At 63.2% G+C, this 17,130-nt stretch carries 17 protein-coding genes; 11 read left to right on the forward strand and 6 right to left on the reverse strand.

Annotated elements, in window-relative coordinates:
- Positions 1–7 precede the first annotated feature (7 nt).
- Positions 8–712, forward strand: coding sequence for an MgtC/SapB family protein (locus tag RA302_RS03180; RefSeq protein ID WP_003941187.1), 705 nt, complete (start codon positions 8–10; stop codon positions 710–712).
- Between the two features lie 18 nt (positions 713–730).
- Here the strand turns inward: RA302_RS03180 and RA302_RS03185 are convergent, their stop codons facing one another.
- From RA302_RS03185 to RA302_RS03205, 5 genes are all read right to left on the reverse strand, one after another.
- Positions 731–2,092, reverse strand: a complete 1,362-nt coding sequence (locus RA302_RS03185; protein WP_041814613.1) for a lipase family protein — start codon at positions 2,090–2,092, stop codon at positions 731–733.
- Positions 2,093–2,156: 64 nt separating this feature from the next.
- Positions 2,157–2,606, reverse strand: coding sequence for a GNAT family N-acetyltransferase (locus tag RA302_RS03190; RefSeq protein ID WP_037125435.1), 450 nt, complete (start codon positions 2,604–2,606; stop codon positions 2,157–2,159).
- Positions 2,607–2,666: 60 nt separating this feature from the next.
- On the reverse strand, positions 2,667–3,101 hold the full coding sequence (locus RA302_RS03195) for a GNAT family N-acetyltransferase (RefSeq protein WP_166501747.1): 435 nt from the start codon (positions 3,099–3,101) through the stop codon (positions 2,667–2,669).
- A gap of 174 nt (positions 3,102–3,275) precedes the next feature.
- On the reverse strand, positions 3,276–4,397 hold the full coding sequence (locus RA302_RS03200) for a DUF475 domain-containing protein (RefSeq protein ID WP_060939633.1): 1,122 nt from the start codon (positions 4,395–4,397) through the stop codon (positions 3,276–3,278).
- Between the two features lie 137 nt (positions 4,398–4,534).
- A complete protein-coding gene (locus RA302_RS03205) occupies positions 4,535–5,110 on the reverse strand; it encodes a TerD family protein (protein WP_020906049.1) in 576 nt (191 codons plus the stop codon).
- 243 nt (positions 5,111–5,353) lie between these two features.
- Between RA302_RS03205 and RA302_RS03210 the strand changes: the two genes are divergently transcribed.
- The 9 genes from RA302_RS03210 to RA302_RS03250 all read left to right on the forward strand — a co-directional run bounded on the left by RA302_RS03210 (position 5,354) and on the right by RA302_RS03250 (position 15,606).
- Entirely contained in the window at positions 5,354–6,499 is a 1,146-nt protein-coding gene (locus RA302_RS03210) for a hypothetical protein (protein ID WP_007727045.1), read from the forward strand.
- Between the two features lie 92 nt (positions 6,500–6,591).
- Complete coding sequence (locus RA302_RS03215) at positions 6,592–7,749, forward strand: HpcH/HpaI aldolase/citrate lyase family protein (RefSeq protein WP_021342746.1); 1,158 nt, start codon at positions 6,592–6,594, stop codon at positions 7,747–7,749.
- Positions 7,746–9,035, forward strand: a complete 1,290-nt coding sequence (locus RA302_RS03220; RefSeq protein WP_019746736.1) for a phosphoribosyltransferase family protein — start codon at positions 7,746–7,748, stop codon at positions 9,033–9,035. The genes RA302_RS03215 and RA302_RS03220 overlap by 4 nt, the downstream gene beginning before the upstream one ends.
- Positions 9,032–10,141 carry a cysteine protease StiP family protein gene (locus RA302_RS03225; protein ID WP_166501748.1) on the forward strand — a complete coding sequence of 370 codons (1,110 nt, stop codon included), beginning with the start codon at positions 9,032–9,034 and terminating at the stop codon, positions 10,139–10,141. The genes RA302_RS03220 and RA302_RS03225 overlap by 4 nt, the downstream gene beginning before the upstream one ends.
- Positions 10,138–10,995 (forward strand): hypothetical protein, encoded by an 858-nt coding sequence (locus RA302_RS03230; RefSeq protein ID WP_019746738.1) that lies wholly within the window; start codon positions 10,138–10,140, stop codon positions 10,993–10,995. Before RA302_RS03225 ends, RA302_RS03230 begins: the two co-directional genes overlap by 4 nt.
- A 27-nt stretch (positions 10,996–11,022) precedes the next feature.
- The gene (locus RA302_RS03235; RefSeq protein ID WP_019746739.1) at positions 11,023–12,417 is read left to right on the forward strand and encodes a TerD family protein; all 1,395 of its coding nucleotides are present in this window, start codon (positions 11,023–11,025) and stop codon (positions 12,415–12,417) included.
- 158 nt (positions 12,418–12,575) lie between these two features.
- Positions 12,576–13,469 carry a GDSL-type esterase/lipase family protein gene (locus RA302_RS03240; RefSeq protein WP_019746740.1) on the forward strand — a complete coding sequence of 298 codons (894 nt, stop codon included), beginning with the start codon at positions 12,576–12,578 and terminating at the stop codon, positions 13,467–13,469.
- 40 nt (positions 13,470–13,509) lie between these two features.
- The gene (locus RA302_RS03245) at positions 13,510–15,066 is read left to right on the forward strand and encodes a TerD family protein (RefSeq protein ID WP_166501749.1); all 1,557 of its coding nucleotides are present in this window, start codon (positions 13,510–13,512) and stop codon (positions 15,064–15,066) included.
- A gap of 84 nt (positions 15,067–15,150) precedes the next feature.
- Positions 15,151–15,606, forward strand: a complete 456-nt coding sequence (locus tag RA302_RS03250; protein ID WP_003941110.1) for a TerB family tellurite resistance protein — start codon at positions 15,151–15,153, stop codon at positions 15,604–15,606.
- Positions 15,607–15,662: 56 nt separating this feature from the next.
- Here RA302_RS03250 and RA302_RS03255 read toward each other — a convergent pair whose 3' ends face one another.
- Positions 15,663–16,184, reverse strand: a complete 522-nt coding sequence (locus RA302_RS03255) for a 2-oxo-4-hydroxy-4-carboxy-5-ureidoimidazoline decarboxylase (RefSeq protein WP_092765452.1) — start codon at positions 16,182–16,184, stop codon at positions 15,663–15,665.
- A 515-nt stretch (positions 16,185–16,699) separates the two neighbouring features.
- On the opposite strand from RA302_RS03255, the gene RA302_RS03260 reads away from it, so the two are divergent.
- Complete coding sequence (locus tag RA302_RS03260; protein WP_020968326.1) at positions 16,700–17,032, forward strand: hypothetical protein; 333 nt, start codon at positions 16,700–16,702, stop codon at positions 17,030–17,032.
- Positions 17,033–17,130 lie beyond the last annotated feature (98 nt).

Below are 17,130 nucleotides of genomic sequence, written 5' to 3' on the forward strand. Positions count from 1 at the left end.
GTTCACCGTGGAAATCCACGTCATCCTTGTGCGGATAGCGCTCGGACTCGTCCTCGGCGCTGCCGTCGGGATCGAAAGGCAATGGCGCGCAAGGATGGCGGGTTTGCGAACCAACGCGTTGGTGAGCTTGGGTGCGACGCTCTTCGTCATCATGGGCGCGTACGGGTTTCAGGGGCCGGACGCTGATCCGACGCGCGTCGCAGCGCAGATCGTCTCGGGGATCGGCTTCCTCGGTGCCGGGGTGATCATGAAGCAGGGAGCCTCGGTCACCGGCCTGAACACCGCCGCAACCTTGTGGGCCACGGCCGCCGTCGGCGCGCTGGCGGGCGGCGGAATGTACTGGGTGGCGGTGTTCGGTGCCGGTGCAATCATGTTGGCGAATACGTTGTTGAGGCCGTTGGGCCGGATGATGGATCACCAGCCTGCCCGCACCGGACGCGAGGAACCGCCGGCTGACTACACCTTCGAGGTGACCTGCCACGGTGACGCCGAAGCTCACATCAGAGGGCTTACCGTGCAGTCCATTTCGAGGCCGGAGTTCCAGCTCCGGTCAGTGCAGTCCTTCGACATCCCGGACAGCGACCGCGTACGAGTGGTCGCGGAATTGGCCGCAGCAGAGCGTGACGACGGACTCCTGGAATCCGCCGTCAGCCGGCTTAGCCTGGAACCGTTGGTAACTCACGTTCGCTGGGAGGTGGAGCCGTCGAAGTAGATTCGAGGTCTCGGTCAGCTAGCGTGCATGTTCCTGCGGCGCAAGAGAGTTCCCCGGTGCGATATTCGCGCAGTTCGACGGAGCAGGCTTGCCGGTGAATCGGTCGTCGATCCAGGTGAGCGCACCGGGGAGCCAGAGCATGGCGCCGAGGAAGTGGCTGATGGTGTCGTACTGGTCGTACTGAATCGGCAGGCCGGCGTCGCAATACTTGCGTGCGAGGGTACGGACGTCGCCCGTGATCATGACGCCGTCGCCTGCTCCGACGCCGGGGCCACCGGGTTGGGTGCCCTCGATAGTGCCGTTGGCTGCCTGGGCGATGAACATCGGAATCGTCGGTGTGGCTGCGGTGCCCATGTTGATCTTGTTCACGACATCGACGTACTCGGGAACCGTATTGGGATCGGCGTACTCGGGCTTGACCAGTTCCTGCCAGGTCAGACCGGGGTACTGTGCCAGCACATTGCCGATGGACGCGTCTTCGAGTCGAGCCATGACGTCGCGTCCACGGTCACTGAGATACTTTCCGAAATCGATGTCGTACGAACGCGCAACGCCGACGATAGCCATGCCGACTACGCCGCCCCACCCGATGCTTCCGCTCGCGTAGCGAAGGTTGTTGGCCGGATTGACCAGCACGCCGCCCTGCGCGGCACCGATCAAGTTGTCGTTGATCTCCGGTGCGTACGCGGGAGCGAGGATCGAAGCCCAGTTGGTGGCGATCGCTCCGCCCGAGTACCCCATCAGCGCGATCTCTGCGTCGTCGGTGATTCCGGTTTCCGGGACATCTTTGGCCGCACGCAGAGCGTCGAGCGTCATCATCCCGTATTCGGGTCCGGCAGCGAAGTTTGCATCCGGGCCTTCGGTGTCCGGGACGACGATCGTGTAGCCGAGGGCGAAGAGCGGCCCGAACAAGGCTGCCTCGATGGACGTGAAGGTTCCGCCGACGTTGAAATTGCGCCCACTCGGCGTCCAATCTCCGATCGGGGTGTTGCCCGCGATGGCCCGCGACGGACTGTCGTCGGGGTTCAGTGAATCGTAAAAGGATTGGTACGAAACAACTTTATCCGGTTGAGCGTTGGCCGGGCGCAGGATCGAGGTGACGTTGGCCGACGGCTGACCGAGGGCGTCGGTTGATCGGTAGAGAACCTGCACTGCCTGTATCGGGGTCGGGATGTTGAGAATGGTGTACGGCACGGTGCGAGTCTCGAGGACCGCGCCTGGAGCGTACGACGAGAGAGGCGCCGCGCCCTCGTAGCTGTAGAAACTGTCATCAGGGGACTGGGCAAGAGCCGGCTGCGCGAGTGCTGCCGGTGCACCGACGCCTGTCAGTGCAACCGCGAGTACTCCGACAACTGTGCGAGATAAGACCCTTGACGACATACTCGTCCTCCACATTGGTGTGCCACGCCCCACCCTGAGATCGCGGTGTGACGACCACCATATATTACTCGCGGGTAATGTGGGGATCGGTCAGATCGGGCGCAGGCTCGAGGTCTCGGCGTAGGAAGATTTCGGAGGACTCGCCTGGGAGTAACAGAACTCCCGCGTCGCTGTATCCCATTGCGCGATAGAAGTTCTGGGCTGATTCGTCGGCGAGTGTGGAGGTGAGGACCTGCGAGTGTCCCGCGCGGCTCATGCGTTTTTCCCAGTCTGTGACCAAAGCGCGCCCGATGCCTTGGCCGCGGTTCGAAGACAGGACGGTCAGCATGTTCATGAACGGAATCTCGTCCCAGAACAAGCCCCAGCGCAGCCATCCGATTGGTTTCCCGCTGTCCTCGGCGACGAGTATCCGGCCGCGTTGGATCACTGACGCGAGTTCCTCGGCTGCGATGTGTGAGTCGTGCTCACGTAAGAACGGCAAGTCTGTCTGCGCTGCGACGCGAATGTTCACCACAGAAGTCAGTATCGCCGTTCAGTCGGAGTTGATGGCGTTCGGCTTGGACAGGTAGACGACTCAGGGGATGTGGCTGGGGTCCGGCGGCAATTGGGAGTAGCCCGCTCGGGTGTACAGGCGAATGTTCCGCACGCTCTTGCTTCCGGTGAACAGCTCGAAACTTGTGGTGTGCTCCGGAGCGTTCTGTTCCACGTGCTGCAAGAGGCGTCGGCCGAGGCCGTTGCCCGCCAAGTCCGGTGCCACCATGAGGCGCCCTATCTGCCATGCGGTTCCGTCGGCTGTGCCTCGCACGGCCCCGACGAGCCGACCGCCGCGTCGTGCGGTCCAGACAGTCGACTCCTGAACCCAGGCCCGGACCGTGGGTAGGTCCTCGTGGAGCGGGGGTATGTCCATGCTGTTGTTCGAGATTGCTTCCGAGACCCAGCAACAGCGTTGTAGAACAAGGATTTCCGCGGCGTCCTCGTCCGCTGCGCGCTCTATGACTATCTCGTTCATGGTTTCCCTTACAAATAGGTTCTTCGCACCCGCAGGGCAATTGTTCACCCGCAGGCTGAATTTGGCGCGCGGCTGAACAATTGGCGCGCGGCTGTGAATGCAGAGCGTTTCAATTCAGGCATAACAAACAAAACGCCCGCAACCAATTGGTCGCGGGCGTTTCGAGAAAGAACGTCAGACAGTTGCCGGAGTGTTCTCGTCCAACTTCGGATCTGCGTTCGCGATTCGCTTGTTGCGAATGAGGCTGCTGATGAAAGCAGCGCCGATCAAGAAGACACCGACCAGGCCGGTGATGATCTCGTTGATGTGAACGCCGATGGACACCATCAAGATGACGGCCAGAGCGCCGATGGCCCAGTGCGCACCGTGTTCGAGGTAGACGTAATCGGAGAGCGTGCCCTTGCGGACCAGGAAGACCGTGATGGAACGGACGAACATCGCGCCGACGAAGCCGAGGCCGAGGGCGATGATGATCGGGTCTGCAGTGATGGCGAATGCGCCGATGACGCCGTCGAACGAGAAGGACGCGTCGAGGACCTCGAGGTAGAGGAACAGGAAGAAGCCGGCCTTACCGGTCGCCTTCGCGAGCTGCGTGGGGCCGCCGGACTTGGCGGTTTCTTCCTCTTCGCCTTCTTCCGGCAGATTGAACAGTTCACCAAGTCCGTTGACCGCGATGTAGGTGATCATGCCCAGAACGCCCGAGATCATGACGGTGGAGACCTTGTCGTCAGCGGCGAGGAACGAACCACTCAGTACCAGGACGATGCCGGCCACGACGACGGAGAGCTGATCGAGCTTGCCGATGCGAGCGAGGGGCTTCTCGAGCCAAGACAGCCAGGTGATCTCACGCTCTTCGAAGATGAAACCGAGGAAGAGCATCAGCAGGAACATGCCACCGAAGGCAGCGATCTGCGGGTGAGCGTCGGTGAGGATGGTTTCGTAGCTCGGCTCGCCGTTGGTGAAATATGCGGCGTCGTCCGCAGGCGGGTTCAGTGCGAGGTCGAGTGCGGCTACGGGTCCGAGACCGGATGCAGCCCAGACGATCACGAGCGGGAACACCAGACGCATACCGAAGACGGCGATGATGACGCCGATGGTGAGGAAGATCTTCTGCCAGAATTCACTCATTCTTTGCAGAACAGTGGCGTTGATGACGGCGTTGTCGAAGGAAAGCGAGATTTCCAGAATCGACAGGATGATGACGAGGAACAGTGCCTCGGGTCCGCCGTAGATGAACGCAACGATCATCGCGAGGATCGAAATTGCGATGGATAAACCGAATATTCGCAGTACCACGGAGCGTGGCCCTTTCTAGTTGGTCAATGCAGAGTGGTTACTGCAAGCGGTCTCTCACCGCATCCGAACGTGAAAACGGGGAGGGTTCCACAGACTACTGCGGAACCTTCCCCGAGTCAGCTCGTCGAGAGCGAAGATCAGACGTTGACGCCGTAATCGCGCGCGATGCCGGACAGGCCGGATGCGTAACCCTGGCCGATTGCGCGGAACTTCCACTCTGCACCGTTGCGGTAAAGCTCACCGAAGACCATGGCGGTTTCGGTGGAAGCGTCCTCGGAGAGGTCGTAGCGAGCGAGCTCGTTGCCGTTCGCCTTGTCGACGACGCGGATGTACGCGTTGCGGACCTGACCGAAGGACTGCGAGCGAGCCTCTGCGTCGTAGATCGAGACGGGGAAGACAACGCTTTCGATCTCGGCGGGAACCGCTGCGAGGTTCACGTCGATCTGCTCGTCGTCGCCTTCGCCTTCGCCGTCCGTGTTGTCACCCTTGTGCTCGATCGAGCCGTCGGGCGAGCGGAGGTTGTTGAAGAAGATGAAGTGCTGGTCGGAGAGGACCTTCTTGTTCGAGCCTGCGCCGATTGCGCTGGCGTCGAGGTCGAAAGCAGCTCCGGTGGTGGAACGCGCGTCCCAGCCCAGGCCGACGACCACTGCAGTCAGGTTCGGGGCCTCCTTCGTGAGAGAGACATTGCCGCCTTTGGTCAAGCTGACGCCCATTCAGGGGTCCTTTCAAGAGGAGAGACAAGGCCCACTACGACGCGAAGTCGTCTTGGGAGTGTGTTTACCTCCACCACCCTAACCGCAGTTCCGGTGTGTTCGCCGTAACAGCAGAATTACGAACCGAGAAGCGAAGTGCTGGACCCGTAGGATTCAATCGTGGTGGGAAGATGGTCGGAGCGCTTCAATCGGGGGGCAAGAGTGGGGGAGTCGGTCAGTCGTGCGCGGGAGGCGCAGACGGCCATGGTTTCGGCGTTCCTCGACATGGACAAGCGGCAGACCATCGCGTCGGCAGCAGTCGACGCTTCCGCCGAGCTGTATCCCGAGCGAGGGCTGCGCGCTGCGTGGGAACCCGTTCGGGATCGGTGCTTCCAGGCTGCGTCGGACTACCTCGACACATCCGAGCGCTATGGCAACGATCAGGTACTCCACCAGAACCCGAACGGTGCTCGGGCGGCGTTCGAAAAGTCGGTAGCCGAACTCGTCGAGGCGGCGAAGGGCGTCGACGCCTTCTACAACGGGCATCGTGCGCACCTCGAGCAGGCGACGGTCACGATGTCCGCCATTCCCGTCCTCGGCCAACAGGCCCGAACCCTGGCAAACGCCGTCCGGGAAAAACTGGCTGCCACCGATCAGCGCTATCGCGAGTACCCGTCGGTGGTGACGGCCTCCGAACACCTCGACGACGCGGTTGCAGCGCTCGACAACGCGCGCTCATCCGGTCGCGCCGACGCAGTCCGCACGCGGGCCGAGAGTGTCCGCGAAGCGGTATCGGCGCTCGAGGAAGCATTGGCAGAAGCCCCGTCGACCCAGCACCGTGCCGAGATGACGATCTCCTCGGTCTCGACCAGGTTGTCGGCAGTGCGCACTCGAGTGGACCGCCTCGACCCGGCGTACTCCGCACTGCTGCGCGAGTTCAACGCCGCGAGTTCCGCTGACCTCGTCGACAACAGCAGTCGCAGTCGAGCGCATATCGATCAGGCCGACATCGATCTCAAGGAAGCGAAGCAGTCGCTGGCTGCGGGAAACCCCGAACATGCACTGGCTTTGATGGCCGAAGCCCGCGTACACCTCGCCGACGCCGAAGCGTGTGCCGACGCCGTGACGGACCGTCTCGCTACTCTGCGTGCAGTTCGGGCAGATCCGAGCCAGAAGGAACGTGAGGTTCGTTTCCGGCTGAAAGACGCCCAGATGTTCGCTGTTAACCAAGGGTTGGTGGCGGAGTGGGGCTCCGTACTCGATGCTCAACTAGCAAGGATCGAGCGAGCGAGTGCGTCACTGTCGGGAACTCATCCGGACTACTGGTCGTATGTATTACAGCTGGACTCGGTATCGACGTTCATCACCGAAGTTGTCGAGAAGATGCGGGCGCGAGCCGGCAAAAACTGAATGGTCGGGCCGATCGGGGGATCGGAGTTGCTCGACGCGTTGTCACAGGGGGTCGTTTCATGGACTTGATTGCGGTTACAGAGAGAAGAGAAATGCAGCACTTTCAACATCTCGAGGACGACGTGCGGGAGCAACTGTTCCTGCATGCGCCTCGGTCGTTCGCGGATTCCGACGAGAGGGATCTGCTCGCGATTGCTCTGGGTGCAACTCTCTACGTTCCTGCCACTCGAGCCGGGTTGGCCGACATCGTGGTCAAGCGTGCGTCCGAGGGCGTCAGCTCGATGGTGCTCGATCTCGAGGACGCCGTCGCTGATCACGAGGTCGAATCGGCGCGAGCGAACGCGGTTGACGCTCTCGACAAGATCGCGTCCACCGACGCCGTCGGCATGCTGCTGTTCGTGCGGGTTCGTGAAGTCGCGGACATCCACAAGGTCGCCGCGTCGTTGACCGAGGGGCGCGCCGCGCTCACCGGGTTCGTCATCCCGAAGTTCGGCAGCGAGTCCGGCCCCGTGTTTCTCGACGCCGTCGCGGACGCATCCGAGTTGCTGGGTAAGCATCTCTACGCGATGCCGGTACTCGAATCACCCGCGCTGGTTCACCGCGATACACGTGATCTCGAATTGCGCACCATCAGTGGGATTCTCGCGCAACACCGCGAGCGCATCCTTGCCGTCCGCATCGGCGCCACCGACATGTGCAGCACCTTCGGTATCCGCCGCGACCGCGATCTGACCATCTACGACGTGCGCGTGGTGGTCGACGTCATCGCCGACATCGTCAACTACCTCGGGCGTGCCGACGGTTCGGGTTTTGTCATCACCGGGCCGGTGTGGGAGTACTTCGCCGATCACGAACGCATGTTCCGGCCGATGCTGCGCGCCACCCCGTTCGAGGAACATGACGCCGTCCGGTTCCGTCAGCATCTCGTCAGCCGCGACCTCGACGGCCTGCTCCGTGAGATCGCGCTGGACCGAGCCAATGGAATCCAGGGCAAGACGGTCATCCACCCGTCGCACGTCGCGGCGGTCAATGCACTGTCCGCGGTCACGCACGAGGAGTACCACGATGCCCTCGACATTCTCGGTGCCGATGCCGGGGGAGTGCAGGCCTCCGGCTACCGGAACAAGATGAACGAGATGAAGCCGCATCGCAATTGGGCCCATCAGACTGCGCTCCGCGCTCACGTGTTCGGTGTGACCAACAAGGGGATCACGTTTGTCGAGTTGCTGACGGCGTTGGTCGATCGATGACAGAGGTTGTCCAGTCCCGGGACGTTCCCTGGGCTACAGCAGAATTCGGCTTGGACCTCGTTCACGGTGATTCGTCACTCGGGCATTCGGTGCCCGATCTGGTGATCCCGGGACTTCGGCGGAATCCGCGTCGCGCTCATCTGCTGGTGTCCACCGTGCTGGGAAAGCACGTGCCCACCGAGCCGTCCGTGGTCATCGGCGCTGCCGACGACCTCGGCGATCTGGTGCGGACAACCCTCGGTGAGGGTGTCGACGTCGTCGTGCTCGGGTTTGCCGAAACCGCAACAGGTTTGGGCCACTGCGTCGCAGCTCGCCTGCACGCTCACTGCTACCTGCACTCCACGCGCCGAGACGTACCAGGTGCCGCGACGCTCGCCGGATTCGAGGAGGGGCACTCGCACGCCACGAGCCATCTGATGCAGCCGACGTCCGCCGAACTGTTCGAGAACGACCTGCCACTGGTCCTCGTCGACGACGAGATCTCCACCGGCGCCACCGCGATCGATGCCATCCGGGCACTGCACGGGCAATGCCCGCGCAGCCGCTATGTCGTGGCCTCGCTGGTGGACATGAGAACCGAGGAACACCGAGCCGCCAGCGAAGCCGCGGCCACGGAACTGGGTGTACGAATCGACTACGTCTCTCTCGCTTCGGGTTCGACGGTCCTGCCCGACGGCCTGACCGAGCGCGTCACGGCGCTGGATGCTCCGGATCTCAATCCGATCGGTGATCGCCGCGGCACGCTGTCTCGGATGGATCTGCCGTGGCCCGCGCAGGTCCCCGACGGAGGCCGGCACGGTTTTCTCGATGGCGACACCGCGGCATTCGAGTCAGCCGTCGAGGCAGCGGTGTCCATTCTCGGATCGTCGATCGACGCGTCGCGTGCTGTGATCGTGATCGGTCACGAGGAGTTGATGTACCTGCCACTGCGCATCGCCGCGGGCTTGGAAAGCTCTGGGCGAGCGGTTCGGTACCAGACCACGACGCGTTCACCCGCCTACGTCGTCGACGTGCCGGGATACCCGCTGCGTCGCGGGTTCACCTTTCCGGCACCGGAACTGGGCGAGAACGAACCCCGATACGTCTACAACGCGCAGTGGCCTGACGCGGCGGTCGACGCCCTTGCCTTGCTCGTCGTGGACGAGCCCGCCGATACCGATCGGTTGACGGCGATGGACGGGGTGATCGAGGTGTTACGGAACTCCGGCACCGACGTCCTGGTCGCCACCGTTCGCGGGGCCGATCCGTCGGCGCTGCGAGAATCCAGAGCAGGAGGCTCGTCATGAACGAACCATTGGTCGGGCCCGAATTCGGTTCGTACGCGCCGGGCGAAGTGAAGTGGCTGCTCAAGGATCTTTCGCACGTGGATCTCGAAGCGGATGTATCCGTGCGCGAGAAGCGTATTCAATCGGGTGAGGCGCACTATGCCGAGTCTCTTCCCATCGAGTACCAACCCGATCAGGCATACCGGGATCTGTTCGAGACGGTGCTCGCCGAGAGTGCTCCACGGTTGGCGCGCGCTGCCGGAACCGTGATGGACCTGGTGCTGGCCGAGCGGGGGAGTGACATCACGCTGGTCTCACTCGCCCGGGCCGGAACACCGATCGGGATTCTGATGCGGCGCTGGGCCCAGCAGACCCGCGGGCTGACGTTGCCGCACTACGCGGTGTCCATCGTCCGCGGCAAGGGCATCGATTCCGTCGCACTCGATTATCTTGCGCACCATCACGACTCGGAGAACGTCGTCTTCGTCGACGGCTGGACAGGGAAGGGCGCCATCGCCCGCGAACTCGACGCAGCGTTGACGGAGTACCACGAGGCAGGCGGAGCGAAGTTCGACTCCGATCTGGCTGTTCTCGCCGACCCCGGCCACTGCGTGCGAACCTACGGAACCCGCGACGACTTCCTGATCGCGTCGGCGTGCCTCAATTCGACGGTGTCCGGCTTGGTCTCACGAACAGTCCTCAATGACACCCTCATCGGGCCCGGCGATTTCCACGGCGCCAAGTTCTACGCCGACCTCGCCGACGTCGACGTCTCCAATCGGTTGCTCGACGTGGTCTCGGCCGAGTTCGACTCCGTTCGCGGCGACGCAGCGGATTCTCTTGCCGCAGTGCTCGATTCCGATCGGACGCCGACCTGGGCCGGCTGGGAGTCGGTGGAGAAGGTGCAAGCCGAGTACGGGATCTCGACGGTCAACTTCGTCAAACCAGGTGTCGGAGAAACAACCAGGGTGTTGCTGCGCCGGCTCCCCTGGAAGGTTCTGGTGCGTGAACTCGACGCCCCGGAGCATGCACACATCCGGTTGTTGGCGCAGGCCCGCGGGGTTCCGGTCGAGGTGGTACCCGACCTCGCCTACTCGTGTGTCGGGCTGATCAAGGACATCACGTGAGCCGTGCGGACACCGCTGCGTCCCAGGTCCTGATCGCCACGGATCTGGACCGCACGATGATCTATTCGCAGGCCGCGATCGGCGGCGATCCCAGTGGCTCCGACCTGGATTCGGCGCCGAGCCCGTTGTGCGTCGAGTACTACAACGGCGGTCCGCTCTCACACATGAGCGTCGAATCGATCGAACTGCTGACCGCGCTGAGCTCGCGGGTTCCGGTGATTCCGACAACCACCAGGACCATCGCACAGTTCCAGCGGATCGATCTTCCCGGCGGACCGTGGAAGTACGCCATTACGAGCAACGGCGGAAACATCCTGGTGGACGGCGAAGCCGATCGCGAGTGGCGAAACGAGATCGACCGTTCGACCAGCAAGTCCGGCGCCGAGTTGCCGCAGGTTCAGGCGGAACTGGAATCGCGGATCGACTCGAGCTGGGTCAGCTCCATTCGTGTTGCCGACGACCTGTTTCCGTACCTGGTCGTCGATCTGGCCGTGATGCCGAGTGAATTCGAAACCGAATGGAATCACTGGTGCGTGACGCGGGGCTGGAACGTTTCGCGTCAAGGCCGGAAGATCTACACGATGCCCGACGCCGTGTCGAAGTCACGTGCACTGGCAGAGGTGCGCCGCAGACTGGTCGAGTCGGGTGATCTGGATCAATCCGCAGTCGTGATCTCGGCAGGTGACGGCGCATTGGATGCGGACATGCTCGAATACTCCGATTTCGCGATCCGGCCGAGGCACGGTGAGCTGGAAGAACTGAATTGGCAACGGCCGACCGTTACTGTGACAGAAAGGTCCGGTATCGCAGCGAGCGCGGAGATATTGCGGTGGTTCTCTTCCGCGCTCGGGTAATACACGCTCTCTATGAAGGGGATTTAGTTGTCTGTATCGCTTGCCAAAGGGCAGAACGGCCCGCTGGACGTCTCGGATGTAGTTGTGTCGGTTCAGCTGGCTGCAGCCGCTGACCTGTCTGCGCTCCTCGTGACGAGCAACGGAAAAGTTCGTTCCGACGCCGACTTCGTCTTCTTCAACCAGCCGACCGGACCCGGCGTGCAATTGGTGCCCAACCCGGGTGGCATTGCCTCACTCCGAGTCTCGCTCGCCGGCGTCCCTGCCGATATCGAGCAGGTTCGCGCCGTGATCACGCTCGACGACGCTTCGTCGAACTTCGGGCGCAGCGCTGCACCCACCGCTCGGGTCTCCGACGCGGCCGGGAACGTGTTGTACGAGTACGTGATCGACGGTCTCACCACCGAGTCCATCGTCATCGCGCTCGAGGTGTACCGACGCCAGGGTGCGTGGAAGGTGCGCGCCGTCGGCCAGGGGTACGCGGGTGGATTTGCCGCGCTGGTCACCGATCACGGTGTGTCCGTCGACGATGCACCCGCGCCGCCGCCGCCCACTCCGGTCGCGGCTCCGGCTCCGATCACGCCGCCCTCGTCCGTCGCTCCTACTCCGCCGGCGTACAACCAGCCGCCGCAGCAGCAGCCTTCGTACAACGCGCCGCCGGTTCCGCCGGCCCCGCCCGCATACAACCAGCCGCCCGCCTACAACCAGGGACCGACGCCGCCGGCCTACCCGCCGGCGCAGCAGCCTGCGTACAACCAGCAGCCGACGTACAACCAGGCACCCCCGGCGCCTCCCGTGCAGAACCAGCCGCCGGCGCAGCAGCCCGAGGTGAGCCTGGTCAAGGGACGCCCCGTCAGCCTGACCAAGGGCCAGAAGGTCACGCTCCGCAAGGAGGGCGGCGTCGCGCTCACCATGATCCAGATGGGTCTGGGTTGGGATCCGATCAAGAAGAGCGGTCTGTTCGGAAGCCGTACCGCCGACGTCGACCTCGACGCTTCGGCACTCCTGTACGCCGACGGCAACCTCGTCGACGTCTGCTACTACGGTCAGCTGACGTCCAAGGACGGCTCGGTCCGTCACATGGGTGACAACCTCACCGGCGACGGAGACGGCGACGACGAGGTCATGCTCGTCGATCTGCAGCGGGTCCCGGCTCACGTGACCACCGTGATCTTCACCGTGACCTCGTACCGCGGACACACGTTCGAGCAGGTCTCCAACGCTTTCTGCCGTCTCGTGGACAGCACCACCAACTCCGAGCTCGCTCGATACACGCTCCAGGGCGGCATGGCTTTCACCGGAATGGTGATGGCAAAGGTGTACCGCGCGAACGGCGAATGGAAGCTGCAGGCCATCGGTGAAGGTATCCAGGCCAAGCACGCAGGAGAAGCTGCGCCGCAGCTGGGACGTTTCCTCACTGCTTGAGTCGAGACTGCATAGTCGAGATGAATCCGGTTCGGCGGTAGGTGGTTTCGATCGCCGTCCGCCGAACCGGACATCGTTGTCCCCTCCGTGCGTTAACCTCATGCGGCATGTCGAGCCGTCAGTCGAGCGGCCGTGCGCGAGAGGACTTGGCACAGTAGATGATCACTCGAGGGAAACTTCTCGGTCGGGCGGCGGCCGTCGCAGGCGTTGTGCTGGCGCTCGTGAGCACCGGAATCGCGCAGGCTTCGGTACCCCAGTCGGCACCGCCGGCAGGTTTTTCCGAGACCGGGATCAAGTACGTCGCCCTCGGTGACTCCCGCGCCTCCGGTCCAAGGCTGGAACCGATGTACCCCGACGCCTGCTCGCGTTCGTACGAGAACTTCGCGGGCAAAATCTCGCGGGCGCTCGACGTGGCCGAGTTCGCTGATGTCTCTTGCAGCGCGGCACGCGCCGAGAACATCATCGACACCCCACAGCTGATTCCGAACTACTGGCCCGTCCAGCTCGATGCCGTTCACCCGGACACCGACCTGATTACCATCTCGATCGGCGGCAACGACTCCAACAGCATCTTCCTCGGCCCCCTGTGCGTCGCTCCGGGACCAGGAACCGATCGTGGATGCCGGTACGACCCGCTCGCGAATTCCGTCGCCCAGTCCGGAATCGACCGGGCTGCCGGAGAATTGGATCGCATCCTGACCGCGGTCACGCAGCGCGCGCCTAACGCTCGCATCTACCTGATCGGAGAGGGCGGCATGATCTCCACTCGCGGATGCTGGCCGAACATCCCGTTCTCAGACGCCGACGCATCCTGGTTCATGGACTACTTCGCTCGCTACAACACGAAGTTCGACGAGGTCGCCCACGCCCACGGTGTCCGTACCGTCGACATTGCGGCGGCGAGCATCGCCGGCGGGCACGATGCGTGCGCGAGTGCAGATCAGCGTTGGTTCGAAGGCCTGTTCTCGGAGTCGACGGCGCAGCGCTTGCACTTCACGGACGCCGGGATGACCGCGGTGGCCGATCTAGTGGTGGCGGACCTGCAAGGCTGACCGAGAGAGCCCGGTCATGGCATAGTTCGCTGCTGTGGGTATGACTTTTGTTCCCGGACAGAACGCGCCGCTGCAGGCGCCCGTGGTGACGTTTCGAGCCGAGAGCCAGACGCCGTTCGACGTGTCGGCGCTGGTAGCGGACGCGAACCTGCGGGCATTGACGTCCGAGGACTTCGTGTTCTACAACCAACCATCCACCGCTGGAGTGCAACTCGACCAGAGCGGCATCCGGGTGGAACTCGATCGACTTCACCCCGATGCCGCAGCAGTGTTGTGCATCGTCAGCGTGGATCCGGCAGCGACGGCCGCGGGAGCCTTTCGCACGGCCGGGCTCTCCGCCACCCTGAGCGATCAATCCGGTTCGGTCCTGGCCGAATTCGCGATCCCCACCGCAGGCACCGAGACAGCGGTCATCTGCTGGGAGCTGTACCGAAAGTCCGGTGCCTGGAAGATTCGGGCCGTAGGGCAGGGTTATGCGGGTGGTCTGGCGGAACTGATCTCGGTGCACGGCGTCGAGGTCGACGACGAGCCGGCACAACCAGCCCCGACAGCCGCGCCCGCGTGGGACTCCGCGGTGGAGCCGTTGGAGGTGGGCCGCGGCCTCGAGCGTGCGTGGATGATCTTCGAGGACGCCTCCCGATCTGCCGCTTCCTTCGTCTCCAGCAGTGAGTACGCGCTTGCCCGTTTGGACGAGGATCTGACCGCAGCCGTCGCAGATCCGTCGTTGCGGAACTCGGCAGCGGGAGTGGCGGCGCGCGATGCCGCACAGAAGCGTCACGACGACCTCGTCTCACTCGCGCGGGACAATCACGCCCGCGACAGCGCTCAGCTTGCGCACGAACTCGGTGTGATCGACGGCGTGCTCCCACGGTCGATGGCGTCGTGGAAGTCGGTGTCGTGGGCGGGAACAACTGATCCGGCCCAGATCACGGCCGTCAGCGACGGTATGCGTCTTGGCGAGCTGTCGGCTCCGGACCGCGGCACGCTCACCGTTCCCTACTGCGTCCCGCTCCCACTGCGTCGGCCCATCTGGGTGGACAGCACGTCGAGCAAAGCAGCGCTCGGACTGATCAGCGCCGTCACCGTGCGCGTCATGGCCGCCGGCCCGATGCCGCTACTCGACGTCGTCGACCTGACCGGCTCGCTGACGCCACTGACCGACAGACTGGCACCGATGCTCGCGGGCCCGGTCATCACCGCTCACACCGAGATCTCGGCGCGCTTGCGGGCACTGGCCGAGGCCGTCGACATGGGCGAGCTCGCGCGAATGAGCGGTGTCGCAGATGGCCCGAGTTCCCTGCGCCTGTTGATCCTCAGCGATTTCCCGCACGGATACTCCGCCGAAGACGCACAGACCATCATGTTCCTCGCCGAACGCGGGCCGGCAATCGGTTTGTCCATACTGATTGTCGGAGAGGACGAGTCGAACTTCGCGGAAGAATCCGTCGCCGCACTGTCCGAGGGGTGCCAACATCTTTCGGCAGCAGGGCAGACGGAGGTTCACGATCCGTGGACCCGCACGCAATGGCACTTCACCCCGGACGTGCTCGACCCGATCTCCGAGTCGCGAATTCTGGCAGTGTTCGACCGCACCTAGTGGCCGATGGCGGATTGCCGAGCGCACAGGCAGAGTGGTGGTACGACCACGCGCGGTGTGTGGCGGCAATACTCGAGGAGACTCATGGCATTCTGGGATCAGTTGAAGGCTAAGGCTCAGGAGATGAACGGCCAGCTCAAGACAAAGACCAGCCAGTTCCAGAACAAGGAATTCAAGAACGCGAGCATGGCAATGTGCGCGTTGATCGCCGCCGCAGACGGTTCGATCGATCCGTCGGAGCGTCAGAAGACCGCCGCGCTGATCATGAGCAACGAGTCGCTCGCGGTCTTCCCGCCGGACGAGCTTCGTGAGCAGTTCGACTGGTACTGCAGCAAGCTGTCCTCGGACTACGAGTTCGGCAAGGTCGAGGCAACCGCGACCATCGCCAAGCTCAAGTCGAAGCAGGATCAGGCCCGCGCAGTCATCCAGATCGGCATCATCATCGGCGGCGCGGACGGCAACTTCGACGAGCACGAGCGCGGCGTCGTACGCGACATGTGTTTTGCAGTCGGAATCTCTCCGGCCGAGTTCGATCTCTGATCGATTCAGAGCATGAAAGCGGGTGCGGCGCGAAAGCGCCGCACCCGCTTTTCTTTTCAGTACTCGGGATAACCGTCCTCGGGTCCCAGCATGCGCTCGATCCTCGTCCGCGTGATCTTGGCGAGCTCGTCGACGCAGACCTTGCGCTCGACGGACCGCTCGTTGGACATGCGCTGGCCGATGTTCTCGAGCAGGTCGTCGGCGTCGTGGCCGTGCGAACACCACAGATACCGGAAGCCGAAGTTCCGCTCGTACTCCTCGCCGGCGCGATAGATGGTTGCCATGACGGCGTCGTCCGGAACCCAGATCGAGCATTGCTCGAGGTGGGACGGCACGCTGTTCCTACGGACGCCGACCGGTGGATGGCATTGCAGGGCGCGTTCGACGTCGACGTCCGAGAGGTTGAGAATCGCGTCCTCGGCGCGTGAGAGGATCTCCGCGTGATCGGCGAACGGACGTCCGTCGCTGACCCACCCGGCCCAGGTCAGCGAGCAGCAGCACTCGAACAGTGCGTGAACTGCCTTCTGCCGCGGTAGTTCGTTGAAGCGCCCCAACCCGATCGATTGATGTAGCAGCATGTGACCTCCCGGCCCGTTGTGCCTTCAGGCGCGCTCGACATGCCGCGCGGTAACCAGATGCGCGACCACTTCGATAGTCCGCCGCTTCACCTGGGAAAGGAAGGTTTGCTCACCGAGTTTTCAGGTTCTTAACGCGGCGTAACGAGCTGACCCACACAACGCAGGAACCCACGAGCGACAACCGGCGAGGCTCCAGATCGGGAATCTCTAGAAGGACAAACCCGATCATGACTGACGCTATTCGCCGGCCGGCCTATATCCAGCCAAGGCGCTCGCTCTCGCGATCGCCACCGGCGCCTTCGGACCTTCTTTCGCCGTGCAACGAGACCTCACACTGCAAGCACGGATCATCGAAAACCTCGTCGGGATCTTCCCTGCGAACGTCGACAGCGCAACCATCGCCATCACCAGCAAGCTCAAAACGAACACCAAGGTCGTTAATAGGGCGCTCGCTGCGAAAAAGTGCGCAGAGACCAGTTCCGCGGTCGACGTTGAGTAGTTGTACGGATTCGCGGGTGTCGCTGCGCGTGCAGGCTCAGGATGTGACCATCTGGCGGAAGATCGGCGTGTTGTTCCTTGCATTGGTCTGGACGCTCGTGGCGGCGGCCTTGGTGTTGTTCGGTCTGTGGGATTCAATCGACACGAGCTGTGACGGACCTGCGGAACGCGACATGGCCGGTGGCGGATGGCTGGTGATCGCGACGTTGTCCGTATGGTCTGGGGCATTCGTCGTCTGCGCGCTTCGTCTCCGCACCGTGACTGCGGCCGTGCTCGCGACACTGTCGGTCGTATCGTCGACACTGGTCGTGGTCAACATGCTCGCCACTGCCTCGGGCCTTTGTTGGTGAATGTCTATTCGCCTTCCTGGTCGTTCACGCGTTCGGATTTTTCGATGACCGTGTGCATCGAAAAAATGCTTATACCCAACGTGATCACCCTCTCGAAC

The sequence above is a fragment of the Rhodococcus sp. DN22 genome, assembly GCF_036669995.1.
GTDB lineage: Bacteria > Actinomycetota > Actinomycetes > Mycobacteriales > Mycobacteriaceae > Rhodococcus_F > Rhodococcus_F erythropolis.

Bases quoted from the DNA above. Each gene is read 5' to 3' on its own strand.
- RA302_RS03210 (WP_007727045.1), top strand. From the start codon at position 5,354: ATGGTTTCGGCGTTCCTCGACATGGACAAGCGGCAGACCATCGCGTCG.
- RA302_RS03220 (WP_019746736.1), top strand. From the start codon at position 7,746: ATGACAGAGGTTGTCCAGTCCCGGGACGTTCCCTGGGCTACAGCAGAA.
- RA302_RS03255 (WP_092765452.1), bottom strand. From the start codon at position 16,184: ATGCTGCTACATCAATCGATCGGGTTGGGGCGCTTCAACGAACTACCG.
- RA302_RS03215 (WP_021342746.1), top strand. From the start codon at position 6,592: ATGCAGCACTTTCAACATCTCGAGGACGACGTGCGGGAGCAACTGTTC.
- RA302_RS03195 (WP_166501747.1), bottom strand. From the start codon at position 3,101: ATGAACGAGATAGTCATAGAGCGCGCAGCGGACGAGGACGCCGCGGAA.
- RA302_RS03245 (WP_166501749.1), top strand. From the start codon at position 13,510: ATGACTTTTGTTCCCGGACAGAACGCGCCGCTGCAGGCGCCCGTGGTG.
- RA302_RS03240 (WP_019746740.1), top strand. From the start codon at position 12,576: ATGATCACTCGAGGGAAACTTCTCGGTCGGGCGGCGGCCGTCGCAGGC.
- RA302_RS03225 (WP_166501748.1), top strand. From the start codon at position 9,032: ATGAACGAACCATTGGTCGGGCCCGAATTCGGTTCGTACGCGCCGGGC.
- RA302_RS03205 (WP_020906049.1), bottom strand. From the start codon at position 5,110: ATGGGCGTCAGCTTGACCAAAGGCGGCAATGTCTCTCTCACGAAGGAG.
- RA302_RS03250 (WP_003941110.1), top strand. From the start codon at position 15,151: ATGGCATTCTGGGATCAGTTGAAGGCTAAGGCTCAGGAGATGAACGGC.
- RA302_RS03185 (WP_041814613.1), bottom strand. From the start codon at position 2,092: ATGTCGTCAAGGGTCTTATCTCGCACAGTTGTCGGAGTACTCGCGGTT.